At 71.8% G+C, this 24,218-nt stretch carries 24 protein-coding genes; 15 read left to right on the forward strand and 9 right to left on the reverse strand.

Translation table 11 applies throughout. The annotated features are described in order from the left end of the window. The first annotated feature begins 1 nt into the window (after window position 1). From MNZ27_RS05895 to MNZ27_RS05940, 10 genes are all read left to right on the forward strand, one after another. Window positions 2-1,918: a fumarate reductase/succinate dehydrogenase flavoprotein subunit gene (locus tag MNZ27_RS05895; RefSeq protein WP_242393113.1), complete on the forward strand. Its 1,917-nt coding sequence runs from the start codon at window positions 2-4 to the stop codon at window positions 1,916-1,918. Beyond that, complete coding sequence (locus MNZ27_RS05900; RefSeq protein ID WP_242393114.1) at window positions 1,918-2,718, forward strand: succinate dehydrogenase/fumarate reductase iron-sulfur subunit; 801 nt, start codon at window positions 1,918-1,920, stop codon at window positions 2,716-2,718. Before MNZ27_RS05895 ends, MNZ27_RS05900 begins: the two co-directional genes overlap by 1 nt. Window positions 2,719-2,854: 136 nt before the next feature. Next, the gene (locus MNZ27_RS05905; protein WP_242393115.1) at window positions 2,855-3,745 is read left to right on the forward strand and encodes an ATP-binding protein; all 891 of its coding nucleotides are present in this window, start codon (window positions 2,855-2,857) and stop codon (window positions 3,743-3,745) included. Window positions 3,746-4,249: 504 nt separating this feature from the next. Next, window positions 4,250-6,484, forward strand: a complete 2,235-nt coding sequence (locus MNZ27_RS05910) for an NADP-dependent isocitrate dehydrogenase (protein WP_242393116.1) — start codon at window positions 4,250-4,252, stop codon at window positions 6,482-6,484. Between the two features lie 46 nt (window positions 6,485-6,530). Continuing rightward, window positions 6,531-7,484, forward strand: a complete 954-nt coding sequence (gene mdh / locus MNZ27_RS05915) for a malate dehydrogenase (protein ID WP_242393117.1) — start codon at window positions 6,531-6,533, stop codon at window positions 7,482-7,484. A gap of 488 nt (window positions 7,485-7,972) precedes the next feature. Further along, window positions 7,973-9,604: a PKD domain-containing protein gene (locus tag MNZ27_RS05920; RefSeq protein ID WP_242393118.1), complete on the forward strand. Its 1,632-nt coding sequence runs from the start codon at window positions 7,973-7,975 to the stop codon at window positions 9,602-9,604. Between the two features lie 162 nt (window positions 9,605-9,766). Beyond that, entirely contained in the window at window positions 9,767-10,516 is a 750-nt protein-coding gene (locus MNZ27_RS05925; RefSeq protein WP_242393119.1) for a DUF554 domain-containing protein, read from the forward strand. Window positions 10,517-10,646: 130 nt separating this feature from the next. Then, window positions 10,647-11,228 carry a phosphatase PAP2 family protein gene (locus MNZ27_RS05930; RefSeq protein ID WP_242393120.1) on the forward strand — a complete coding sequence of 194 codons (582 nt, stop codon included), beginning with the start codon at window positions 10,647-10,649 and terminating at the stop codon, window positions 11,226-11,228. Window positions 11,229-11,236: 8 nt separating this feature from the next. After that, a complete protein-coding gene (locus tag MNZ27_RS05935; protein ID WP_242393121.1) occupies window positions 11,237-11,926 on the forward strand; it encodes a metal ABC transporter ATP-binding protein in 690 nt (229 codons plus the stop codon). Then, complete coding sequence (locus MNZ27_RS05940; RefSeq protein WP_242393122.1) at window positions 11,926-12,690, forward strand: metal ABC transporter permease; 765 nt, start codon at window positions 11,926-11,928, stop codon at window positions 12,688-12,690. Before MNZ27_RS05935 ends, MNZ27_RS05940 begins: the two co-directional genes overlap by 1 nt. A gap of 41 nt (window positions 12,691-12,731) precedes the next feature. Here MNZ27_RS05940 and MNZ27_RS05945 read toward each other — a convergent pair whose 3' ends face one another. The 4 genes from MNZ27_RS05945 to MNZ27_RS05960 form a co-directional block, all read right to left on the reverse strand. Further along, window positions 12,732-13,487, reverse strand: a complete 756-nt coding sequence (locus tag MNZ27_RS05945; RefSeq protein WP_242393123.1) for a class I SAM-dependent methyltransferase — start codon at window positions 13,485-13,487, stop codon at window positions 12,732-12,734. 99 nt (window positions 13,488-13,586) lie between these two features. Further along, window positions 13,587-14,180: a hypothetical protein gene (locus MNZ27_RS05950; RefSeq protein ID WP_242393124.1), complete on the reverse strand. Its 594-nt coding sequence runs from the start codon at window positions 14,178-14,180 to the stop codon at window positions 13,587-13,589. Continuing rightward, on the reverse strand, window positions 14,177-15,370 hold the full coding sequence (locus MNZ27_RS05955) for a M48 family metallopeptidase (RefSeq protein WP_242393125.1): 1,194 nt from the start codon (window positions 15,368-15,370) through the stop codon (window positions 14,177-14,179). The genes MNZ27_RS05950 and MNZ27_RS05955 overlap by 4 nt, the downstream gene beginning before the upstream one ends. Further along, the gene (locus MNZ27_RS05960) at window positions 15,367-16,023 is read right to left on the reverse strand and encodes a hypothetical protein (RefSeq protein ID WP_242393126.1); all 657 of its coding nucleotides are present in this window, start codon (window positions 16,021-16,023) and stop codon (window positions 15,367-15,369) included. The genes MNZ27_RS05955 and MNZ27_RS05960 overlap by 4 nt, the downstream gene beginning before the upstream one ends. A 333-nt stretch (window positions 16,024-16,356) precedes the next feature. Here MNZ27_RS05960 and MNZ27_RS05965 point away from each other — a divergent pair, with 333 nt between their 5' ends. Next, window positions 16,357-16,650, forward strand: a complete 294-nt coding sequence (locus tag MNZ27_RS05965) for a hypothetical protein (RefSeq protein WP_242393127.1) — start codon at window positions 16,357-16,359, stop codon at window positions 16,648-16,650. Window positions 16,651-16,904: 254 nt separating this feature from the next. On the opposite strand, the gene MNZ27_RS05970 is transcribed toward MNZ27_RS05965, so the two are convergent. Next, window positions 16,905-17,384 (reverse strand): CBS domain-containing protein, encoded by a 480-nt coding sequence (locus MNZ27_RS05970; protein ID WP_242393128.1) that lies wholly within the window; start codon window positions 17,382-17,384, stop codon window positions 16,905-16,907. A gap of 166 nt (window positions 17,385-17,550) precedes the next feature. Here MNZ27_RS05970 and MNZ27_RS05975 point away from each other — a divergent pair, with 166 nt between their 5' ends. Then, a complete protein-coding gene (locus tag MNZ27_RS05975) occupies window positions 17,551-18,453 on the forward strand; it encodes a LysR family transcriptional regulator (protein WP_242393129.1) in 903 nt (300 codons plus the stop codon). Window positions 18,454-18,459: 6 nt separating this feature from the next. Here MNZ27_RS05975 and MNZ27_RS05980 read toward each other — a convergent pair whose 3' ends face one another. Next, window positions 18,460-19,086 carry a nitroreductase family protein gene (locus MNZ27_RS05980; RefSeq protein WP_242393130.1) on the reverse strand — a complete coding sequence of 209 codons (627 nt, stop codon included), beginning with the start codon at window positions 19,084-19,086 and terminating at the stop codon, window positions 18,460-18,462. Window positions 19,087-19,394: 308 nt separating this feature from the next. Between MNZ27_RS05980 and MNZ27_RS05985 the strand changes: the two genes are divergently transcribed. From MNZ27_RS05985 to MNZ27_RS05995, 3 genes are all read left to right on the forward strand, one after another. Further along, entirely contained in the window at window positions 19,395-19,886 is a 492-nt protein-coding gene (locus MNZ27_RS05985) for an SRPBCC family protein (RefSeq protein WP_242393131.1), read from the forward strand. A gap of 100 nt (window positions 19,887-19,986) precedes the next feature. Further along, a complete protein-coding gene (locus tag MNZ27_RS05990) occupies window positions 19,987-20,826 on the forward strand; it encodes a 1,4-dihydroxy-6-naphthoate synthase (protein ID WP_242393132.1) in 840 nt (279 codons plus the stop codon). Window positions 20,827-20,988: 162 nt separating this feature from the next. Continuing rightward, the gene (locus tag MNZ27_RS05995) at window positions 20,989-21,642 is read left to right on the forward strand and encodes a hypothetical protein (protein ID WP_242393133.1); all 654 of its coding nucleotides are present in this window, start codon (window positions 20,989-20,991) and stop codon (window positions 21,640-21,642) included. A 107-nt stretch (window positions 21,643-21,749) separates the two neighbouring features. On the opposite strand, the gene fdhE is transcribed toward MNZ27_RS05995, so the two are convergent. Genes fdhE through fdxH form a run of 3 tightly spaced genes read right to left on the reverse strand, consistent with a single transcriptional unit; the run spans window position 21,750 to window position 24,211 of the window. Further along, entirely contained in the window at window positions 21,750-22,625 is an 876-nt protein-coding gene (gene fdhE, locus MNZ27_RS06000) for a formate dehydrogenase accessory protein FdhE (RefSeq protein WP_242393134.1), read from the reverse strand. Next, window positions 22,622-23,314 carry a formate dehydrogenase subunit gamma gene (locus MNZ27_RS06005; protein WP_242393135.1) on the reverse strand — a complete coding sequence of 231 codons (693 nt, stop codon included), beginning with the start codon at window positions 23,312-23,314 and terminating at the stop codon, window positions 22,622-22,624. Before MNZ27_RS06005 ends, fdhE begins: the two co-directional genes overlap by 4 nt. Before the next feature lie 3 nt (window positions 23,315-23,317). Next, window positions 23,318-24,211: a formate dehydrogenase subunit beta gene (fdxH, locus tag MNZ27_RS06010; protein ID WP_242393136.1), complete on the reverse strand. Its 894-nt coding sequence runs from the start codon at window positions 24,209-24,211 to the stop codon at window positions 23,318-23,320. Window positions 24,212-24,218: the final 7 nt, after the last annotated feature.

Here is a 24,218-nt window from a genome sequence, read left to right on the forward strand (position 1 = left end):
CGTGATCCTCGACGGCAAGGCACCGACGGGCAAGATCCAGGACTCGTGGGACAATTACCGCTTCGAGCTGAAGCTGGTGAACCCCGCGAACAAGCGGAAGTTCAAGATCCTCGTGGTGGGCACCGGCCTCGCGGGCGCGTCCGCGGCGGCGACCCTCGGCGAGCTCGGCTACAACGTCGAGGCGTTCTGCTACCAGGACAGCCCTCGGCGCGCGCACAGCATCGCGGCCCAGGGCGGCATCAACGCCGCGAAGAGCTACCCGAACGACGGCGACAGCATCTACCGCCTGTTCTACGACACCGTGAAGGGCGGTGACTTCCGGGCGCGCGAGGCGGACGTCTGGCGGCTCGCCCAGGTCTCGAACAACATCATCGACCAGTGCGTCGCGCAGGGCGTCCCGTTCGCCCGCGACTACGCCGGCTACCTCGACAACCGCTCCTTCGGCGGCGCCCAGGTCTCCCGCACGTTCTACGCGCGCGGCCAGACGGGCCAGCAGCTCCTGCTCGGCGCGTACAGCGCCCTCTCGCGCCAGATCAAGGCCGGGACGGTGAAGATGTTCCCGCGCACCGAGATGCTCGACCTGGTCGTCGTGGACGGCGAGGCGAAGGGCATCACGATCCGCGACCTCAAGACCGGCGAGATCCGCGTCCACGTCGGCGACGCGGTGGTCCTGGCGAGCGGCGGCTACGCGAACGTCTTCTACCTCTCGACGAACGCGATGGGCTGCAGCGTCACGGCCGCGTGGAAGGCGCACAAGAAGGGCGCGTTCTTCGCGAACCCCTGCTACACGCAGATCCACCCGACCTGCATCCCGCAGGCGGGCGACTACCAGTCCAAGCTGACCCTGATGTCCGAGTCGCTCCGCAACGACGGCCGGATCTGGGTCCCGAAGAAGAAGGAAGACCTCAACAAGCCGGCGAACCAGATCCCCGAGGAGGATCGCGACTACTACCTCGAGCGGAAGTACCCCTCCTTCGGCAACCTCGCGCCTCGCGACATCGCCTCCCGCGCCGCCAAGGAGCAGTGCGACGACGGGCGCGGCGTCGGTCCGGGCGGCCGCGGCGTCTACCTCGACTTCTCGACGTCCATCAAGCGGCTCGGCGAGGACAAGATCCGCGAGCGGTACGGCAACCTGTTCGAGATGTACGAGCGGATCACCGACGAGAACGCGTACAAGCAGCCGATGCGCATCTACCCGGCCCCGCACTACTCGATGGGCGGCCTCTGGGTGGACTACAACCTGATGAGCAACGTCCCCGGCCTCTTCGTCCTCGGCGAGGCCAACTTCTCCGTCCACGGCGCGAACCGCCTGGGCGCGAGCGCGCTCATGCAGGGGCTCGCGGACGGCTACTTCGTCATCCCGTACACGATCGGCGGCTACCTCGCGAAGACCAAGCCGGGCAAGGTCAAGACGGACAACCCGGAGTGCGTGAAGTCGATCGCCGACGTGAAGGCGGAGCGCGAGAAGCTCCTCGCCATCAACGGCAAGCGGACGGTCACCGAGTTCATCCGCGAGCTCGGCGCGACCATGTGGGAGGACGTCGGCATGGCCCGGAGCGAGAAGACGCTCACGGACGCGCTGAAGAAGATCCCGTCCATCCGCGAGGAGTTCTGGCAGAACGTGAAGGTGCCCGGCACCGGCGCCGACACGAACCAGCAGCTCGAGAACGCGGGCCGCACCGCCGACTTCCTCGAGTTCGCCGAGCTGCTCACGCGCGACGCGCTCCACCGCAACGAGTCGTGCGGCGGCCACTTCCGCGTGGAGCACCAGTATCCGGACGGTGAGGCGAAGCGCGACGACGAGAACTACTGCTACTCGGCTGCCTGGGAGTTCAAGGGAGTGGGGAAGGAGCCCGAGCTCCACAAGGAACCGCTCAAGTTCGAGAACGTCCACCTCGCGGTGAGGAGCTACAAGTAATGAGCGCGCACGCTTCCGACGGGACGATGAACCTCAAGCTGATCGTCTGGCGGCAGAAGGGTCCGAACGAGCCGGGCAAGTTCGAGACCTACGAGGCCAGGAACATCACGCCGCATCACTCCTTCCTGGAGATGATGGACGTGGTGAACGAGGACCTCATCAAGGAAGGCAAGGAGCCGATCGTCTTCGATCACGACTGCCGCGAGGGCATCTGCGGCATGTGCTCGGCGGTCGTGAACGGGGTCCCGCACGGCGGGTTCAAGCGGACCACGCTCTGCCAGCTCCACATGCGGAAGTTCAAGGACGGTGACGCCATCTACATCGAGCCGTGGCGGTCCCGGGCCTTCCCGATCGTCAAGGACCTCATGGTGGACCGCGGCGCCCTGGACAAGCTGATCCAGGCGGCCGGCTACATCTCGGCCCACACCGGCGGCGTCCCCGACGGCAACGCGACCCCCATCGGGAAGCGCACCGCCGACTACGCCATGGACGCGGCGGAGTGCATCGGCTGCGGCGCCTGCGTGGCCGCGTGCCCGAACGGCGCGGCGATGCTCTTCGCCGGGGCCAAGATCTCGCAGTACGCCGAGCTCCCGCAGGGCCAGGTCGAGGCCCCCGAGCGCGTGGCCGCGATGATCAACGCGATGGCCGAGAACGGGTTCGGCAACTGCACGAACCACTACGAGTGCCAGGCGGCCTGCCCGAAGGGCATCGACGTGAAGTTCATCGCCCGCATGAACCGCGAGTTCGTGAAGGCGCTCGCCCAGGACAAGGTCGGCGCCCTCGCCCAGTCGGGCAAGTAGCCCGCGCCGCAACAGGTCGATCCGTGAACGGGGCAGGGGCCGCAGCGTCCCTGCCCCGTTTCGTTGAATGGCGACGGTCGCCCGCGGCGCGCCGCACCCGTCGCGCGCGGCGTCATCCAAAGGCCCAGGAGGAACGGTGAGCCTCGATCCCGAGCTGACGCTGCAGCTGAAGCGGGTCCTCGCGGCGCTGGAGCCGCTGCTGCCGGCCCCGCCGCGGCCGATCGACTGGGCGTCCTGCCACGCCGCCAACTGGCACCGCAGCACCTTCGCCGGCGCGATGGAGCCGGTCCCGAGCATCGAGGGGATCCACCTCGACGATCTCCTCGGGATCGAGCCCCAGAAGCGCGTCGTCGAGGAGAACACCCGCCAGTTCCTCGCCGGCCTGCCCGCGAACAACGTCCTCCTGTGGGGGACGCGCGGCACCGGGAAGTCCTCCCTGGTCCGGGCCCTGCTCCACGCCCACGCGCACGAGGGGCTCCGGATCATCCAGGTGGACAAGGACGACCTGGTGAGCCTCCCCACCATCGTGGACCAGGTGAAGGCGCAGCCGTACCGGTTCGTCGTCTTCTCCGACGACCTCTCGTTCGAGCCCGGCGACGCGAGCTACAAGGTGCTGAAGAGCGCGCTCGACGGCTCGGTCTACGGCCTGCCGGACAACGTGCTCCTCTACGTCACCTCGAACCGGCGGCACCTCGTGCCCGAGTACGAGAGCGACAACCGCGGCGCGATGATGGTGGAGGGGGAGATCCACCACGGCGAGGCGGTGGAGGAGAAGATCTCGCTGTCGGGCCGGTTCGGGCTCTGGGTGTCCTTCCATCCCTTCAGCCAGGACCTCTACGTGGACGTGGTCCGCCGGTGGGTCGAGAAGCTCGCCGGGAAGGTCGGCGCGCCGCTCCCCTGGACCCGCGACGCCGAGACGGCGGCGATCCTCTGGTCGCAGCGGAAGGGCGACCGGAGCGGCCGCATCGCGTACCAGTTCGCCTGCGACTGGGTGGGCCGCACCGCGATGGAGCGCCGGGGAGGGTGACGGCCGCGCCTCGCAGGCGTCACGAGCCCCCCGTCCCTCGCTCCTCGACTCGCGCGAAGCGCCCGCGGGCACCTCGGCTCGAGCCCCGCGGTCGAAGCTCGACCGGAGCGGTCCTCGATCGCCCGCCCAGGAGCTGCGCGCCCGCGCTGGGCCTTTGGTGGGGCGTGGCGGAACGAACCAGCCGCCTGTGCTGTTGTCATTCGTGCACGCCGTCGCGCGCGCAGGCGGCGGCGCGCGCCCGGAGCGGTCCAGTCGACCTCCTTCGTCGACATTGCCGGTCCGATACTTTGTGACGGTCCTCAAAGACAAAGGCCCGCGGGATCGGGTAAATTCCGCGGGTTTCTTGCCCAGACCGACCGCCGCAGACGAGGACAGCCCAGGGCTGATCCGGCGCCGCAGCTCATCAGCGGTGGCGCTGCCGGATCGAGGCGAGCGGCACCGGGTACGAACAGTGAACCTCACCACGCGCTGGTGACGAACGCAGGGAAACCAAGGAAGAGGGACATGACGACGAAGACCTCCAAGATCATCTGGACCGAGATCGACGAAGCTCCCGCGCTGGCGACGTACTCGCTGCTCCCCATCGTCCAGGCCTTCACGAAGGGCACCGGGGTCGCCGTCGAGACTTGGGACATCTCCCTCAGCGGGCGGATCATCGCCAACTTCCCGGAGAACCTGACCGAGCGCCAGCGGATCCCGGACTACCTCGCGCAGCTCGGCGAGCTCACGCTGAAGCCCGAGGCGAACATCATCAAGCTCCCGAACGTCAGCGCCTCGCTCCCGCAGCTCAAGGACGCGATCAAGGAGCTGCAGGCGAAGGGCTACAACGTCCCCGACTACCCGGAGAGCCCGAAGAACGACGCCGAGAAGGCGATCCAGGCGCGCTACGCGAAGTGCCTCGGCAGCGCCGTGAACCCGGTGCTGCGCCAGGGCAACTCCGACCGCCGCTCGCCGCTCTCGGTGAAGGCGTTCTCGAAGAAGCACCCGCACAAGCTCGGCGCCTGGAGCCCCGAGTCGAAGGCCCACGTCGCCCACATGAACGCGGACGACTTCTACGCGCATGAGACGTCCACCACGATCCCGAAGGCGACGGAATACCGGATCGAGTTCGTGGGCGCCGACGGCAAGGCGACGGTCCTCAAGAAGAACGCGCCGCTGCTCGATGGCGAGATCATCGACTCGACCATCATGAACGTCCGCGCGCTGCGGAAGTTCTACGAGGAGCAGATCCAGGACGCGCAGAAGCGCGGCGTGCTCTTCTCGCTGCACCTCAAGGCCACCATGATGAAGGTCTCCGACCCCGTCATGTTCGGCCACGCGGTGACCGTCTACTTCAAGGACGTGTTCGAGAAGCACGGCGCCGCCCTCAAGCAGGCCGGCGTCAACCCGAACCTCGGCCTCGGCGACCTCTACAAGAAGATCCAGTCGCTCCCCGCCGACCAGCGCGCCGAGATCGAGGCCGACATCAAGGCGACCTACGCGAAGCGCCCGCCGCTCGCGATGGTGGACTCCGACAAGGGCATCACGAACCTGAACGCGCCGAACGACATCATCATCGACGCGTCGATGCCGGTCGTGGTCCGCGAGTCCGGCAAGATGTGGGGCCCGGACGGGAAGCTGCACGACGCCAAGGCGACGATCCCCGATCGCTGCTACGCGACCATCTACGAGGAGATCATCGAGGACTGCAAGAAGCACGGCGCCCTCGACCCGGCCACGATGGGCAACGTCCCGAACGTCGGCCTGATGGCGCAGCAGGCCGAGGAGTACGGCTCGCACGACAAGACCTTCATCGCCAGCGGCGCCGGCGCGATCCGGGTGGTGGACGCCAACACCGGCAAGACGCTCCTCGAGCAGAAGGTCGAGGAGGGCGACATCTTCCGGATGTGCCAGGCGAAGGACATCCCGATCCGCGACTGGGTGAAGCTCGCCGTGAATCGCGCCCGGGCCACCGGTGCGCCCGCCGTGTTCTGGCTCGACCGGAACCGGGCCCACGACGCGCAGGTCATCGCCAAGGTGGAGACGTACCTCCCCACGTTCGACACCAAGGGGCTCGAGATCAAGATCATGTCGCCGGTGGAGGCGATGCGGTACTCGCTCGAGCGCATCCGCCAGGGCAAGGACACCATCTCCGTGACGGGCAACGCGCTCCGTGACTACCTCACGGACCTGTTCCCGATCCTCGAGATCGGCACCAGCGCGAAGATGCTCTCCATCGTGCCCCTCCTGGCCGGCGGCGGGCTCTTCGAGACGGGCGCGGGCGGCTCGGCCCCGAAGCACGTCCAGCAGTTCGTGAAGGAGGGGTACCTGCGCTGGGACTCGCTCGGCGAGTTCTCCGCGCTCGGGGCGTCGCTCGAGCACATCGCGCGGGTGTACGAGAACCCGAGGGCCCAGATCCTGGCCGAGGCGCTCGACAAGGCCATCGGCAAGTTCCTGGACAACAACAAGTCCCCGGCCCGCAAGGTCGGCCAGATCGACAACCGCGGGAGCCACTTCTACCTGGCCCTCTACTGGGCCGAGGGGCTGGCGGAGCAGACGAAGGACAAGGAGCTCCAGGCCCGCTTCGCCGGCGTGGCGAAGCAGCTCAAGGAGAACGAGGCGAAGATCGACGCGGAGCTGATCGCGGCACAGGGCAAGCCGGTGGACATGGGCGGGTACTACAAGCCCGATCCGGTGAAGACGGCCGCGGCGATGCGCCCCAGCAAGACGCTCAACGCGATCGTCGACGCGCTCGCGTAAGGTGTAGGAAGCGGAACCAGACCCGTAACTCGAGGAGACTAAAACAATGGCTAGAGCCAAGATTGCATTGATCGGCGGCGGTCAGATCGGCGGCGTCCTCGCGCAGCTCGCCGCGCTGCGCGAGCTGGGCGACGTGGTCCTCTTCGACATCGTGGAGGGGCTGCCCCAGGGCAAGACCCTCGACATCGCCGAGGCCTCGCCGGTCGACGGCTTCGACGTCAACCTCAAGGGCACGAACTCCTACGAGGACATCAAGGGCGCCGACGTCGTCATCGTCACCGCCGGCCTCCCCCGCAAGCCGGGGATGAGCCGTGACGACCTCATCTCGGTCAACTCCAAGATCATGCAGACGGTGGCGGAGGGCATCAAGAAGAACGCCCCGAACGCCTTCGTCATCGTGATCTCGAACCCGCTCGACGCGATGGTCACCCTCTGCCAGAAGGTGACCGGCTTCCCGCACAACCGCGTCGTCGGCCAGGCCGGCGTGCTCGACTCGGCCCGCTTCGCCGCGTTCATCGCGTGGGAGCTCGGCGTCTCCGTGAAGGACGTCACGGCCGTCACCCTCGGCGGCCACGGCGACGACATGGTGCCGCTGATCCGGTACACGAGCGTCTGCGGCGTGCCGGTGATGGAGCTCCTCGAGCAGAAGTACGGGAGCGCCGCCAAGGCCAACGAGGTCATGGCCGCGATGGTCAAGCGGACCCGCGTCGCGGGCGGCGAGGTCGTCGCCCTGCTGAAGACCGGCAGCGCCTTCTACTCGCCGGCCTCCAGCGCGATGGCGATGGCGGAGTCCTACCTCAAGGACCAGAAGCGGGTCCTGCCGTCCTGCGTCTACCTGAACGGCGAGTTCGGCGTGAAGGGCTTCTACGTCGGCGTGCCGGTCGTGATCGGCGCCGGCGGCGCCGAGAAGGTCCTCCAGCTGAAGCTCAACGCCGAGGAGCAGGCGATGTTCGACAAGTCGGTCGCCGCGGTGAAGAGCCTCGTCGGCAGCATGAAGTAGCTTTGCCGTGACGGACTGGAGGTGGGGGCAGCGCGGCTCGGCCGCGCGCCCCCGCCTCCTTTGCTTTCACTCCCCGGGCGTGCCCTCGATGCGGCCCGCTCCGCTCGCCGCGGAGCCGTGGCCCTCGCGCGCTCCGGCGGAACGTTCCTCGACACATCCATGAGCTCCGACGCCGCGATGCGCCGCGGCGCGACGTCGTCATGCCTCGCTGTGCGTCACGGCCCGCCATCGCGCTCGCGCGGGACGCGGCACGCGCGCCCCCGGACGCGTACCCGGGACGGTGGTGGGCGAGCGCGGCCGCCTCGATGTCGCCGCGCGTCGCGTTCGGCCGCCCGTAGGCGATGTTGGCGAGCGTGGGTGGTGTGGAGAGATGTGCCGTGCGGCGGATTCTCCCCTCTCGCGCGTGCCCGCTCGGGTACGATGCATGTGTTCACCGTCCGTGCTCGATTCCGGGAGGATCGAGCATGACAATCAATGGAGGGGACCACATGCCATCGATCCGCCGTGCCGCGGTCGCGCTGGCGCTGTGCGCGTGCAGCGCGTGCAGCAGCGGCGCCAAGGTTTCGCCCATCTCCGGCTCAAACCGTCCACCGGTCGCGCAAGCGGGGCTGGATCGCACCTCGCCGAGGGGCGCCGCGGTCGTCCTCGACGCCTCGGGGAGCTTCGATCCGGAGGGGGTCCCGCTCACCTTCGCGTGGACGCTGGTGTCGAAGCCGCAGTCCAGCGCCGCGGTCCTCCTGAGCTCCGCCATCGCGACCAGCTTCACGCCCGACGTCTTCGGGTCGTACGTCATCCGGCTCACGGTGAGCGACGGCGCCCTCTCGGCGTCCGACGAGGTGACGATCACCGTCGTGAACCACGCGCCGGTGGCCGACGCTGGCCTCGATCTCGAGACGAACCAGGGCTCCGCCGTGACGCTCTCCGCGGCCGCCTCGAGGGACCCCGACGGTGATCCGCTCACCTGCGCCTGGACGATCGTCTCTCGCCCGTCTGGCAGCACCGCTGCGCCGTCCGACGCGGCGGCCTGCGCGCCGACATTCACCCCCGACGCCGAGGGTGCCTATACGATCGCGCTGACCGTGAGCGACGGGGCGCTGGCGAGCGCGGCGGATACCGTCCTGGTGACGGCATACCGGAAGGTGTGGATGCTCGGTCACGCGGTGGTAGACGCGGAGTACTCGCGGGCGCTCGAGCGCGTGGTCATCGTAGGGACGTCGCCCAATCGCCTGTACCTCGCCGATCCGGTCGGCATGACCGAGCAATCGGTCGATCTCTCGCTCGCCCCTACCTCGGTGAGCGTGTCGCCGGACGGCCTCCATGCCGCGGTCGGCCACAACGGCTGGGTGTCGTACGTGCGGCTCTCGCCGGCGCCGCTCGTCGTGGAGAAGACCATCGCCACCACGGCCGACGTCCTCGACGTCGTGCTCGCGGGGAACGGCTGGATCTACGCGTTCCCGCGGGTGGATCAGTGGGCGGAGATCCACTGCCTCGAGATCTCCACCGCCAAGGAGGTCCTGAGCGCGGACTGGAGCATCTACGCCGGGACCAAGGCGAAGCTCCACCCGGGCGGCACCTCGATCTACGGTGCCGACAACGGCGTCTCGCCGTCGGACATCGAGAAGTACGACATCGCGTCCGGAACGGCGAAGTACCTGTACGACTCGCCGTACCACGGCGACTACGCCATGTGCGGCGACCTGTGGATCTCCGAAGACGGGCTCCGGATCTTCACCGCGTGCGGCAACACCTTCCACTCGAACACCGTCCAGGGCACGACGGCGGGGTCGGACATGACGTACGCCGGCGCCCTCGAGGGCACCGCGCGGGTGCGCTGGGTGGACCACTCGCTCGCGGCCCATCGGGTCCTCGCGATTCCGGCCGCCGACCCCTGGGCCTATCCCCCGCAGCCGGCCGCCGACGCCGAGCTTCGCGTGTTCAGCGACGACTACCTCGCTCGGCAGGAGACGGTCGCGCTCCCGCACTTGGGCATCAGCGGGACCGGGTACCTCGTGCACGGACGGTTCGTGTTCTTCTCGAAGGACGGCACGAGGCGCTTCGTCCTGGGGCAGGTGGACGCCAGCTCGGGGCTCCTCGTGCCGGACGCCCTGGTCGCCTACTAGTCCGGCCGACCGCCCGGCCGTGTGCCGCCGGCGCGCCGATCGGTTACATTCGGGGCGCGATTCGGAACATCCGGCGCCGGCGGTGCTCGCCCGCGCCCGCGGTCACACGGACCCCGCCCGGCGTCGCGCCGGCCGGGGTCCGCACCTTCGAGGCACGCTTCGATGCTCGAGCTCTTCACCCGGACCTCCGGGACATGGATCAACGTCGCCGCGATCGCGGCGGGCACCGCGGTCGGGGTGGCCGCGGGGGCGCGGCTGCCGGAGCGCCTGAGCCGGACGCTGATGCAGGTGCTCGGGCTGGTGACGCTGGTCGTGGGGCTCGGGATGGCGCGCTCGCTCGAGGGGGTCCGCTCGGGCCCGCTCCCCGGGGTGATCGTCGCCCTGGTGAGCCTCGCCCTGGGCGGCGTCGCCGGCGAGCTGCTCGGGATCGAGGAGCGGCTCGCCGCCCTCGGCGAGGCGGCGCGGCGCCGGTTCGGCGGGGGAGGGCGGTTCACGGAGGGGTTCGTGACCGCGACCCTCCTGTTCTGCATCGGCCCGATGGCGATCGTGGGGTCGATCCAGAACGGCCTCGCCCTCGACCCGCGCACGCTCGTGGTCAAGGCGGCCCTCGACGGCATCGCGTCCGTGGCGCTCTCGGGGGTCTACGGGGTCGGGGTCGCCCTCGCGGCGGTGCCGCTGCTGCTCCTCCAGGGCGGCGTGAGCGTGGGGGCGGCGGCGCTCGCGAGCGTGCTCCCCGATCCCGCCACCGACCCGCGGCTGCTCGTGGTGACCGGCGCGGGCGGGCTGCTCGTGACCGGCATCGGCGTGAACCTGCTGCTCGCCGGGCTCGGGCTCGAGGACCGGAAGATCCGGCTCGGCGCGATGCTGCCGGCCCTCGTGATCGCGCCGGTGCTGCACGTCCTCGCGAGCTAGTCCCGGCCGAGCGCCTGGCTCCCGCCCGGGGGGGCCCGCGCTCGTCGAGGATCGTCTCGCGCCGCTCCGACGTGGCATCTTCTCCGGGGAGGGCCTACTCTCGCGCCCCGGCGCTCCCCTGGCGAGGCCCATGACCGTCGATCACCACACCGCCCTCGACGCCGCCGTCTTCCACGCCGTGAACGCCGGCGGCGGGCGGGTCCTCGACGCGCTCGCGGTGACGCTCTCCGCGCCGTGGTTCGGGGTCCTCACGTTCGTCTCCCTGGCGCTCGCCATCGCGGCCGTGGCGGGGCGCCGGCGGGTCGCCCTGCTCCTCTCGCTCGTCATCGCCGTCGTCCTGAGCGACATGGTGGGCTCCCAGGTGCTGAAGCCGCTCTTCGGCCGGATGCGCCCGTGCTACGCGCTCCCGCCCGGCACCTTCCGCTGGCTCGCGCGGGCGGCGAACGTCGGCTCGCTGCCGAGCCTGCACGCGTCGAACTTCTTCGCGATGGCCTCCGTCGCCTGGGCCGCGAGCCGGCGGCTCGGCGGGGCGGTGCTGGTGCTCGCGGCGGCGGTCGCGCTGAGCCGGGTCTACGTCGGCGTGCACTGGCCGAGCGACATCGTCGCCGGCGCCGTCTGGGGCGTACTCTGCGCGGTCGCGGCGCTGGCCCTGGTGCGGCGCGCCGAGCGGGGCCGCGCGCCTGCGGGCGGGCCTTCGCGACCGGAGAGGTGAGGGGGATCGTGCCGAACGCGCTCGAGGTGGAGCAGCTCACGGTGCGCCTCGGCGGGACCGTGATCCTCCGGGACCTCGGCTTCACCGTCCCGACGGGCAGCGCGCTCGCCGTGATCGGGCCGAACGGCGCGGGGAAGACCGTCCTGTTCCGGGCGCTCATCGGCGCACTGCCGTACCAGGGCTCGGTCCGCTGGGCGCCCGGGACGCGGATCGGCTACGTCCCGCAGAAGCTCGACATCGAGCGCGATCTCCCGATCACCGGCCGCGACTTCCTCCGGGCGAAGACCTCGGTCACCGGAACGCCCGGCCACGACGCGGACCGCGCGCTCGAGCTCGTGAACCTGCCGCCCGCCGTGGCGGCGCAGCCGGTCGGCACCCTCTCCGGCGGCCAGTTCCAGCGCCTGCTGCTCGCGTTCGCCCTCATGGGGCGGCCCACGGTCCTCCTCTTCGACGAGCCCACGGCCGGGGTGGACGAGCCGGGCGAGGAGCGGCTCTACGAGATGATCCGCCGGGTGCAGCAGGCCGAGGGGCTGACGCTCCTCCTCATCTCGCACGAGCTGAGCGTCGTGTACCGCCACGCGAACAACGTGCTGTGCCTCTCGCGGGACCGCCCGACCCTCGGCCCCCCCGAGGAGATCCTCACGCCCGAGCGGATCGAGCAGGTCTACGGGGCGCCGCTCAAGTACCATCACCACTGATGACGATGTCGTGGACCGGGCTCGCGCTCTCGATCGGGATGGCGGTGGCCGCCGGCCTCGTCGGCTGCTTCGCCGTGATGCGGCGGATGGCGCTCGCCTCCGACGCGATGTCGCACGTCGCGCTGCCGGGCATCGGGCTCGCGCTCGTCCTCCACCTCCACCCGGCGCTCGGCGGCCTCGCCGCGCTGCTCGTCGGGACGCTGCTGATCTGGGGCCTCGAGCGCCAGACCCGCATCTCCACCGAGACGCTCATCGGCGTGGTCTTCTCGCTGGCCCTCGCGGTGGGGAGCATGCTCGCCACCGGCGACGAGCTGGTGGACGCGCTCCTCGGCGCGCCGGGCACGCTCGAGCCGTGGGAGCTCGCGCTCGGGCTCGCGGGCGCCGCCGCGGTGGCCGTCTTCGTGCTCACCCAGCGGAGCCGGCTGGTCATCGCGCTGGTCTCGTCCGACATCGCGCGGACCACCGGGATCCCGGTCGCGCGCCTCGAGCTCCTGTACCTGCTCGCGTTCTCGCTGACCGTCGCCCTCGGGCTGCGCTACCTGGGCGTCCTGCTCATGGGCTCGCTCGTCATCATCCCGGCCGCGACGGCCAAGCACCTCGCGCGGAGCCTCGACGGGATGTTCGCGATCGCGGTGGCGGTGGCCGTCTCCGCCACCCTCGCCGGGGAGGTCCTGGCGGCCTCCATCCACCGCCCGACCGGGCCGGTGATCATCGCGATCGCGGCGGCGCTGTTCCTCGCGAGCCTGCTCGCGCGCCGGCGCTGAAGCCTCCGGCGCCCTCGGCTCGACGCGAGTGGGGGGCGCCGTCAGGGAGCGAGGCGCCCGGCCCGGATCGTGAGCGGCCAGGTGATCCGACGCGCGCGCTCGGGCGGTCCCCACGCCGCGCCCAGGGCGCGCGAGACGATCGCGAGTGGATCCTCGCCGGTCTGCTGCCGGTAGGCGCTCACCGCGGACCAGGTGGCGAGGTAGCCCGTGAGCCGCTCAAGCGGCCACCGCTCCTCGATGTGCAACGCCGGCACGGCGAGCTCCGGCCACGGGAAGGGCAGGGTCCGGTAGCCGGCGTCCACGTGGGCACGCTCCGGCGGCCAGTACGGCCCCAGGATCTCGCGGTAGAGCCGGTCCACGACCGCGTCCACCGCCGGGCCGACGCGGCAGAGGCCGTAGGTGAAGGCGGCGAAGACGGCGCCGGGCCGGGCGAGCCGTTCGAGCTCCCGGGGCAGGCGGGCCGGGTCGAGCCAGTGGAGGGACTGCGCGGCGGTCACGAGGTCGGCGCAGGCGCGAGGCAGGCCCGTCGCCTCGGCGGGCGCCACCATGTACCGCACGCGCGGGTGCGGCTCGGCGCGGGCGATCTGCGCCGCGCTCGGATCGATCCCGATCACCTCGTCGAAGTGCCGGGCCAGCGCCACCGTCGCCTGGCCGGTCCCGCACCCCAGGTCCACGGCGCGCCCCCGCGCCGGCGCGAGGTCGGCGAGGAGCTCGAACAGCGCCGGCGGGTACCCGGGCCGGAACGCCTGGTACCCCGCGGCGACGCCCGAGAAGTGATCCTTGAAGGTGTCCGCCATCGCGGTCTCCCGTGGCGCCATAGGAGCGGCGCCCCTGGCGCGCCAGGAGATCGCGGGGCCGCCGCCCGGAGCGTCACCTGCGGCGCGCGCGGGCCGCGCTCACCAGATCCGGAGCGAGCCGAGGGCGGAGTCGAAGGTCGGCAGGTCGCGGTCGAAGTAGTAGCGCGCCGGGGCGACGTAGGTGATCTGCCAGGCGCGCCCCTCGGCGATGACGCCGCACAGCACGGCCTTGAAGCGGAGGCCGTGCCCGTCCCTGAAGCCGACGGTGGTGCGGAACCCCCGCTTCCCCGCGATCGTCTCGGGGCGGGTCTCGAGGACCTTGATCGCGTTGGCGGACGGGTCGGTGCGCAGGTCGTCGAGCAGCACCTCCGCGAGCGCCTGCGGGTCCATGCCCTTCGAGACCTTCTTCTTCGTGTGCGGCAGGTCCGCGCCGAACTTCATCTTCCGCACGCGGACCGTCTGGAGGTTGAACCCGTCGCGCGTGGCCACCAGGCCGTTCTCGACCTGGTTCAGCATCATCCAGTCCCGCGGGAGGTCGAGGGCGAACCGGGCGCCGAACCACTCGCCGGAGTCGTACCGGCCGCCGATGGGATCCCACGGCGAGTACTTCTGCATGCAGCCGGGGAGCAGCGCGGCGGCGAGCGCCAGGGCGGCGACGCGCGCGGCGGCGCGGGGCGCGGGGCGGGTCTTCACGGCTTCCTCCGATCGAGATCGGCGAGCTCGCCCTCGATCCAGGCGCGGTCCACGGCGGCCGGGGCGAGCTTGAGGTAGGTCCGCAGGGCGGCGCGCGCGCCGGCGCGGTCGTTGCGCCGCGACAGGGCGAGGCCGAGGCCGCGCTCCGCCTCGGGGCAGGCCGGATCGAGGGCGACCGCCTTGCGGTACAGCTCGAGCGCGCGGTCGTCGCGATCGCCCTGCTGGCGCGCGGCGTCGGCGAGGACCGTGAGGGCCTCGGCGGAGCGCGGCCGCAGGAGGAGGTACGCGTCCGCGCCGCGCTCGGCCGGGCCGAAGCGACCCGCGGAGAGATCCAGGCGGGCGGTCGCGAGGATCACCTCCCGGATAGCCTGCCGGTACCGCTCCGCGCCGCGGTCGCCGGAGGTGCGCCCCGCGTAGCGCGTTCTCACGAGCTTGCGGGTGCTCTCGATGCGCTCCTCGAGGCGCGGGTGCGTCGCGAACGTGTACGGCTCCTCGATCTTCTCGTCCTTCACCCACGCGGCGAGGTGCTCGAACGGGCACGGCGCCTCGCGCACGTCCCAGCCCCCCGCGGCGAGGAGCCCGAGCGCCTGCTCGTCGGCCTCCGCCTCGAGGTCGCGGGAGTAGCCCGTCACCGCGGCCTGCGTCCCGAGGTGCCCGAGGCCGAAGGGCATCCCCGCGGTCGTGTCCACCCCGCCCTTGTAGGTCCGGTACTCGACGAGGCTGTGCCGGTTCACGGCGTGCGTCAGCTCGTGGCCGAGCACCATCGCGAGCTGCGCCTCGTTGTCGAGGCGCGAGAGCAGCCCCATGGAGATGAAGATCGCGCCGTCGGGGGTGATGAAGGCGGTGAGGGCCGGGCTCTCGATGACGCGCACCCGCACGTCGAGGCGCTCGAGGGCGCCGGGCGGTGCGAGCCGGCGCGCGATGCCGACGAGGTACCGCTCCAGCGCGGGGTCGTCCAGGACGGCGCCGCTCTTCCTGGCCCGGGTGTCGAGCTCGGACGCCTCGTGCCAGAGGCGCCGCTCGTCGGCGGCGAGCTTGAAGCCCGGGGCGGTGATGGGCGGCACGCGCTCCGCGCGCGCGGTGGGGAAGATCGGGATGATGCAGCCAGGCCCGAGCAGGAGCGCCGCCGCCGCGGCGCAGAGGCGGCCCGCGCCTCGCCCGGGCCGCGGGGCGGGGATCGCCGCGCTCATCGGGCCTCCCCGGGCAGCTCGGAGAGGAGCTTCGCGATCGTCGCCGTGACGTCCGCGTCGGAGCGGAGATCCGTCTGGTACCCGAACGACACGTCGAACCAGATCACGTTCCCGCTCCGGTCCACCAGGCCGAGGGTGAGCAGGGCGGTGGAGTTCCCGGCGACGAACGACAGCCGCCGGCCGTCCGCGCCGGTCTGGCCGGCGCCGGCCGCGACGAGCAGCACGTCGACTCCGGCCCGGTCCAGGATCGGGCCCACCGGCCCGACGGAGTAGTCGAACCGTTCGCGCTTCGTGTCGAACGCGTAAGGGGGGTAGGTGAACCGCCAGATGGCGCTGGCCACCTCCGCATAGAGGAGCCGCACCTCGTCCAGATCGGCGTCGTCCTTCCAGGAGAGCGCCTTCGCGCGGAGCTTCCGGGTGCGGAGGCCGTCTGAGAGCGCCTTCACCACGTTGTGCTCCGCCTTCGCGGTCCACTCCTCGTTCTCCTCCTCGACGCCGCCCCGGGAGACCTCATCCACACGCACCGCGGACAGGATGCCGATCGTGCGCGTCTTCTGGCGCCACCCCTCTGCACCGGGGCGGGTGTGGTGAAGCGGGAAGCAGCCGCTCAGGACGAAGGCGGCGGCGACCATCACGAGTGCGCGTCGGTTCAAGAGGCCTCCCCTCCTGGACAGTGTAGCGCACCATTTGTCGCGATCACGCACCGTGACCGTGTACGTCGGGCTCCCACCGCGGTCCGTGGAGGATCGCCCCAGCTTCGATCGCAGTCACGCGGTACGAGGCAGGTGTGGCGCCAGGAGACCGGCCTGGTGCCCGCGGCCCAGGACCCTGCGCCGCGGGCGCCCAGCCCTTCGCGCCTTCGCCCGCCGGCGCCGGTCGCCGGAGCGCTCGCGACGGGCCCCTCGCGCGACGTTGAGGACGCCGGGCGCGGCCGCTACGGACCCCGAGGTCGCGAGGGCTGCGACGGCGACAGGGAGGGACACGGCATGCGCACGGTGATGAAGGCGACGATCGACACGGAGGCGGGGAGCGCCGCGATCCAGGACGGGACGATGTCCCAGATCCTGGGGAAGGTCCTCGCGGATCTGAAGCCGGAGGCGGCCTACTTCTACCCGGAGAACGGCAAGCGCACGATGTTCATGGTCTTCGACCTCGACGAGTCGCGAAGGCTCCCGGCGATCACGGAGGCGCTCTACACCAAGCTCAGGGCGGACATCTCGTTCGCGCCGGCCATGAACGTGGACGACGTCCGCGCGGGGCTCGCCGCCATCAAGCGCTGACGCGGACGAGGAGACGACGAGGCCCGCCGTGCTGCTGGCGGGCCTCGATCGAAGACAGGCGAGGGGAGGGGAGATCGGCTGCCGGCAGGCGCCCGGTCCCTCCTGGGGCCGGCGCGCGCCCGGCAGGGCGCATGCTAGGAGGGGCGGGCCGTCGCCCGCCCCTCGCGCCCGAAGTGAATTCGGGCGCTTCACCCCACCCGCCGCCCCGCTCACGCGGGTCGGCCTGAGAGCTCGTCGAATTCTTCGACGACCTCTCAGCTCGCCACCGGCTCGTGGTGGAAGACCGTCGTGATGGGCTGGCTGAGCTGGCGCGCGCGGCCCCCGCGGATGTACGTCTCGAGCTGGTCGATGCTCCACTCCTTCTCCTCGACCACGAGGTCCACCAGGTCCAGCATGGAGATGACGCCCACGATGTCGGCGCCCTCGCGGACGGCCAGGTGGCGGGTGCGGCGCGCCTGCATGAGGTGGGCGCACTCGACGTCGGTGGCCTGCGTCGAGACGACGGGGGCCTCCGGGGACAGCGCCTGGAGGACCGGGGTGGCGGCGGGGTCCAACCCGGCCGCCATGGCGGAGACGAGATCGCGCTCCGTCACGAGGCCGAGGAGCTTGCCGTTCCGGCGGACGCCCACGGACCCGATCCCGCGGTGAGCCATGAGGCGGGCGGCGTCCGCGCAGGTGGCGGAGGCCTCGAGGGAGATGACGTTGCGGACGACGCGATTGCAGATGCTGGCCATGGGTCGGTGAACCTCCGTGGCGCGCCCGGGCTCGCGTCCCGGAGTGGCCACGCGCGCATCATGGCGCCGTCGCCCGCCGGGGACGTCGTCGCAAGAATGGATGGTTCATAACCAACGCTGATGGATATGGGGAGAGGTCGAAGGTGCTCTGATATCCTGGAGGACGATGAGCCGGATCGACCCCCGCAAGCTCGAGACGTTCCGCGTGGTGGTGCAGACGCGCAAGATCTCGAGCGCCGCCAAGCTCCTCCACCTCTCGCAGCCCGCGGTGACGGCGCAGGTCCGCGCGCTCGAGGAGGAGTGCGGGCGCGCGCTGCTCCTGCGCTCGTCGAAGGGCGTGACCCCGACCGACTGGGGCCTGCGCCTGCTCGAGGCCGCGAAGCAGGTGCACGACGTCCTGGGCGCGGTGGAGAGCGCGTTCCAGGGGGAGCCCGCGGTCGGGGACGAGGTGGTGCTCGGCGCGAGCATGACGACCGCCGCCTACGTCGTCCCGCCGCTCGTCGCGGGCTACCGCGCGATCCACGGGCGGGTCCCGTTCCGCCTGCAGGTCAGCAACACCGCGCGCGTCCTCGAGTGGGTCGCCGAGGGGCGCGTGCCGCTCGGCCTGGTCGAGGGGCGCACGCGATCGTCGCGCGTCCACCTCGAGCGCTACCTGGAGGACGAGCTGGTCGCGGTCGCCGCCCGCTCGGCCCGCGACCTGTGCGGCATCACCCGCGCCGCCGAGCTCGCGACGGTCCCGCTCCTGCTCCGCGAGCCCGGCTCGAACACGCGCGCCGTCGTGGAGGAGTCGCTGGGGCACGTCCTCGGATCTCGCGAGGTGCGCCGGTCGGAGCTCCTGTTCGGCTCCAACCAGTCGATGAAGATGGCGGCGGTGGCCGGGCTCGGCGTCGCGTTCGTCTCGCGCTGGAGCGTGCAGCTCGAGGTGAGCGCGGGGACGCTCCGGATCCTGCCGCTCCGGGATCTGCGCATCGCCCGCTCGTTCTCGTGGGCGACGCCGTCGCCGCAGCTCGTCGGCGCCGCCGGCCGCTTCCTGCAGTGGGCGCGCCGGAACCCGCCGGCGAGTCCGTGAGCCGGCTCAGCCCGCGAAGCTCCCCTCGCGGACGAGGTCCGCGAGCGGCCTGCGATCGCTGGGCTTCTCGCGGGCGCGTGCCCAGTCCGGCAGCCCGGCGGGATCCCCCTGGCGTCCGATCGCGACGAAGACCTCGACGTGGTGGTGGTCGGGGAGGGCGAGCGCCTCGCGCGCCAGCTTCGCGTCGAACCCGCCGATCGCGTGGGTGCTCCAGCCCCACAGGTACGCTTGCAGCGCGAGCTGGGCCCAGGCCGCGCCGGCGTCGAACGAGTGGCTGGGGAACGGCGCGGGGGCGCTCTGGCCGGGCAGCGTGAGGACCTCCTGCGACACGACCGCGACGAGCGCCGCGGCCCCGCGCGCCCAGGCCTGGTTCCCTGGGACGAGCGCCGCGACGAACCGCTCGAAGGCGGGCGTCCCGCGGCGCGCGTACACGAACCGCCACGGCTGCGCGTTGAAGGCGGACGGCGCCCAGCGCGCGGCCTCGAAGAGCCCGAGCAGCGTCTCCACCGGGATCTCCTCGCCCGTGAAGGCGCGGGGCGACCAGCGCTCGTGGAACAGCGAGTCGATCTTCCGGCTCGGCGTCCTGGCGGCCTGGGGCGTGGCGTGGGGCGTTGCGGATGCGGTCGTGGACAACGGACAGCCTTTCGTCCGGTCGAGGAACGGAGTGGCGCTCCACCTCGGCGGCACGCGATCGGGCGACCGGTTGCCCGCAGGGCGCCGGGTCGAGGCGGAGGCGAACCTACGTTCGTCGCGAAGGCCGCACAAGACGGAGCGCGAGCACCAGTCCATTGCTCGCCGCGCAACGATCGGCCGAGCCGCGTCTTCGGGCGCGGACCCGCTCCGGCGAGCGACGAGCGCGACGCCCCACCGGGTCGCCGCCGGGGGGACGAGCGCCGGGAGCACGCCGTGCTCATGGGGTGTGTCATCGGAGGGAGGGAGCCATGGAGCGGATCGAGAAGTCGGTGCTCATCGAGGCGCCGGTCACCCGGATCTTCGAGTACATGACGGATCCGACGAACCTGCTCGAGATCTGGCCGAGCCTGGTCGCGGTGGAGCACGCGGAGATCAAGGCGGACGGGTCGCACGCGTTCGACTGGACGTACAAGATGGCCGGGCTGCATTTCCACGGGCACGCCAGGACCCTGGACGTGGAGCGGGACTGGCGGCGGGTGGTGAGGAACGACGCCGGGATCCCGAGCACGCTGACCTGGCGCTACGAGGCGCGCGAGCACGGGACCGAGGTGATGCTCCTCGTGGACTACGAGATCCCGATCCCGGTCCTGGGGCGGCTCGCCGCGCCATTCCTCCGGCGCGCGAACGAGCGCGAGGCGGAGATCGTGCTCGAGAACCTCAAGGAGCGGATGGAGATCGTCGAGACGACGGGGCTCGGTGAGTCCACGCGTGAGGGGGCGCCGACGCCGCCGCCGCCCTGACGCAGCGAGCTGGGCGCGGGCGCGCGGAACGCCGCCCGAGGGACGTCGCACGGCCGGCCGGCTGCTGGCGCGGGATCGTGCCGCGGTGTAGGGATTCAGCGTGACGACGACCCTGACGCTCGGCTTCTCCCCCTGCCCGAACGACACCTTCATCTTCGATGCCCTCGTGAACGGGAGGCTCGACACCGGGGACCTCCGGTTCGACGTGGTGCTCGAGGACGTGCAGACGCTGAACGAGTGGGCGCTCGAGGGCCGGCTCGACGTCAGCAAGATCAGCTACGGAGTGCTGCCGGCGGTGGCGCGCACGTACGCGCTGCTGAGCTCGGGCGGCGCGCTCGGGCAGGGCGTGGGGCCGCTGCTCGTCGCGCGGCCGGCGGTCCAGGAGTTCCGACCGGAGACGATGACGGTCGCGATCCCCGGGCGGCAGACCACGGCCCACCTGCTCTTCTCGCTCGCCTACCCGGGGGCGACGCGGAAGCAGTTCGTGATCTTCTCCGAGATCGAGGCGGCGGTGGCCCGCGGTGACGTGGACGCGGGCGTGATCATCCACGAGGGGCGCTTCACCTACCAGCGGAAGGGGCTCGCGAAGCTGCTCGACCTCGGCGAACACTGGGAGCGCCGGACCGGCGCGCCGATCCCGCTCGGCGGCATCGTCGCGCGCCGCACCCTCGCCCCGGAGCTCGCGCGCCAGGTCGAGGCGCTCGTCCGGAAGAGCGCCGAGCACGCCCTCGGGGCGTACCCGCTCATCACCGACTACGTGAAGCGGCACGCCCAGGAGATGGACGAGGCGGTGATGCGCCAGCACGTCGATCTCTACGTGAACGACTTCTCCGTGAGCCTGGGCGAGCGCGGCCGCCACGCCGTGGAGACCCTCCTCGACGTGTACGCGCGCCTGAACCCCGGGGCGGCCGTCGAGCGCGACGTGTTCCTCCGTGCCTGACCGTCGGACCGCGGTCGCGCGACGGCGCGCGTGTGGCCCGATGTCGGCGCGTGGCGCACTCGCGCTCGACGTGCGTGTCCGAGGTGAATGAAGCGAGACGAGCTTGCGTCCCTGACGTAGGGTACCGCGGGCTCGCACGCCCGCACCTCATCTGGAGACTTCATGCCTTCGCGACCCTCGCGCCTCTTCCTCCTCCTCACGTTGCTCCTCCCCGCCTCGGTCCTCGCCCAGGTGCGGATCGGGATCCAAGCGCCCTCCCTCCGCGTCGAGGTCGCTCCCCCGGCGCCGATCGAGGAGGCGCCGCCGCCCGCTCCCTCGCCGCGGCACGTCTGGACCAGCGGCTATTGGACGTTCCAGGGCGGCCGGTACGTCTGGGTCCCGGGCTCGTACGTCGTCGCGCCGCAGCCGGCGGCGCGGTGGGTCCCGGCGCGGTGGGTCCCGGGCCAGGGGGGCTGGTACCTCGAGCGTGGACACTGGGAGACGGTGGCCGTCGCGCCGCAGCCGCCCCCGCCGCCCCCGCCTCCTCCGCGCCCCGTCCCGGTGCGCAGGCCGCCGCCGGTCCCGGAGGTCGTGCGGGCTGGCGAGATCCACGCCGAGACGGTCCGGGCTCACGTGATCTACGCGACCGAGGTCCACGCCCGTGACGGGCGGGTCGGGGCGGTCCTGAAGCTCCATGGCAAGCCGCCGAAGATGCACGACGAGGATGACATCGAGGATCGCGAGGTCGAGGCCGACACGATCTACGCGCGGGAGATCCACGCAAGGTGGATCGAGGCCGACGAGATCCACGCGAAGCACGTGCGGATCGGCCGGTGAATCGGAGGCGGGGCCGCGCCGGGGATCCGGCCCGGCCCCGCCATCGCGCCGAGCCCCTTCCTTCGAGCGCTCGCCGGCGCCCGCGCTCCGGCACGGCGGATCCCGCGTCAGGCCGTCCAGGCCCGCTCGCCGCCGGGCGCGAGCGGGTTCACGCCGGCGCGCAGGAACCCGCGCTCGCCCACCAGCAGATCGAGCACGAGCGTGGCCGCGTCGTCGGCGATCGCGTCGGCGCCGGGCGCCTCGGCGAGATCGAAGATCTTGAGGTACGCGCGGCACCGGTCGCAGGTCTCGGCGGCGACGCCGGGGCGACCGCCCTCGATCGCGAGGTACGAGAGCCGGCTCGCGTCGCGGCAGACGGGGCACTGCACGCGCGGCAGGTTCCACTCCGCGCCGCACAGGCCGCACGAGAGGTAGCGCGCCCGCGCGTCCCCGAGCACCACGCTCGCGGCGGGGAGGCCGCCGCAGACCGGGCAGCTCCCCGCGCCCGGCGAGACCGCCCCCGGGTCCACGCGCGCGGCGAGGCGCGCGCGGTGGACCTGCAGCGCCGCGCCCACGACGGGCGCGGCGGCGAGATCCTCCGGCGCGCCGCCCGGCACCTGGGCCGCGAGCGCCTCGAGCGCGTCGGGCGCGGCGGCCTCGAGGCGCTCCACCGCGGCGCGCGCGGGCCCGGGGAGGGGGCCGTCCCGCGCGGCGGCGAGCACCACCTCGAGCGCCGCGCGCCAGGACCGGGCGGAGGCGGCGAGCGCGCCCGCGAGCGGCGGTCCGCCGCCGGCCCGCGGGGGCGTGGGGGCGCGGAGCTCCCGGACGGCGCGATCCTGCCCGCGCGCCAGCCGCGCGAGGAACCGCAGCCAATCGCCGGCGGGGTGATCCGGCGCGAGCGCGTCGAGGCGGGTCGCGCGATCGCGAAAGACGCGCTCGGGCACCGGCAGGCGCAGCGGCGCCAGCGCGTCGCCCGGGGCGATCGGGAGCGGCGCGGGGCTCACCGCACCGGCTCCCGGCGCGACATCCGGTCGTACCAGCCCGGGTGGTGGTAGCGGGCCCACCGCCGCGTGACCCAGCCCCGCGTCATGGCCCGCACCGAGCCCCGCGTCCAGATCGCCGCGTAGATGTGGATGCCGATCCCGACGAACATGATGAACGCGAAGATCGCGTGGATCACCATCGCGATGCGCCGGCCGAGGAGCGGGACGGAGGGGGCGAAGTAGGGCCGCCAGACGAGGATCCCGGTCACGAGCAGGCCGAGGATCATCACGATCATCGACCAGTACATCGCCTTCTGCCCGGCGTTGTACTTGCCCTCCACCGGCGTCTCTTCCCTCCCGTTCACGTACCCGAGCGCCCCCCGCATCCAGGCGCGATCGCTCGGGAGGAGCAGGTTCTCGCGCCAGAGCCGCGCGGCGTAGGCGGCGAACAGCACCGCGAGCGCGACGCCGACGAACGGGTGCAGGATCCGCATGAACGTGGGGGTCCCGAACCCGAGCGAGAGCCAGTAGAAGAACGGGTGGAACAGCGCGAGCCCGGACAGGAACAGCACGACGTACGCGAGCGCCACCGCCCAGTGCGTGAGCCGCTCGCCCGTCGAGTAGCGCTGCACCGCGTCCGGTGGGCGCGTCGTCGCGAAGCCACGGCGACGCTCCTCGGGCGTCGCCGGCCGCAGGGTCTCGTTCGCCATGGCCTACTCCCCCTCGCGCGGCGGCCGCGCGTCCGGCGCGTCTGGCGCGTCCGGATCAACGGGGCCGACCTTCATCCAGTGGAAGAACCCGGCGATCACCACCGCCACCATGGTGACCACGCCGAGCGACCGGGCGAAGCTGCTGCGCCAGAGCCTGACGAGGGGCGAGATGCTCGCCTCCCGCGGCATCCGGTACAGCGCCGGGTCCCCGTGCGGCATCACGTACACCACGTGCGTCCCGCTCACGCCCTGCGGATCGTAGACGGCCGCCTGGTCGAAGCCGCGCTCCCGGAGCTCGACGACGCGGCCGTTCGCGATGTCGATCATGTCCTCCTTCGTCCCGAAGCTGAGCGCCTGCGTGGGGCAGGTCTTGATGCACGCGGGCTCGAGCCCCACCGCGACGCGGTCGGAGCAGAGCGTGCACTTGTAGGCCTTCCCGTCGGTGACGCCGTAGCGCGGGATGTCGAACGGACACCCGGTCTGGCAGTAGCCGCAGCCGATGCAGTTGTCCTGCTGGAAGTCCACGATGCCGTTGGAGTACTGGACGATCGCGCCGGGGGCGGGGCAGGCCTTGAGGCACCCGGGATCGGCGCAGTGGAGGCAGCCGTCCTTCACGATGAGCCACTGCAGGCCGCGGTCGCCGACCTCCTCCTCGTAGAACCGCATCACCGTCCAGGAGCGGTCGGTGAGGTCGATGGGGTTGTCGTAGGAGCTGCCGCCGAGCGCGCCGATGTCGTCGCGGACGTCGTTCCACTCCATGCAGGCGGCCTGACAGGCCTTGCAGCCGATGCACCGCGAGATGTCGATGAGCTTCGCGACCTCGGCGCGCCTGCGGACCCGAGGTGGCGAGGTCTGGCTCGCGGAGCGGCGGCGGATGTCCAGCGATTCGAGCGCCATGGCCGCC

Source organism: Anaeromyxobacter oryzisoli, from assembly GCF_022690765.1.
GTDB lineage: Bacteria > Myxococcota > Myxococcia > Myxococcales > Anaeromyxobacteraceae > Anaeromyxobacter > Anaeromyxobacter oryzisoli.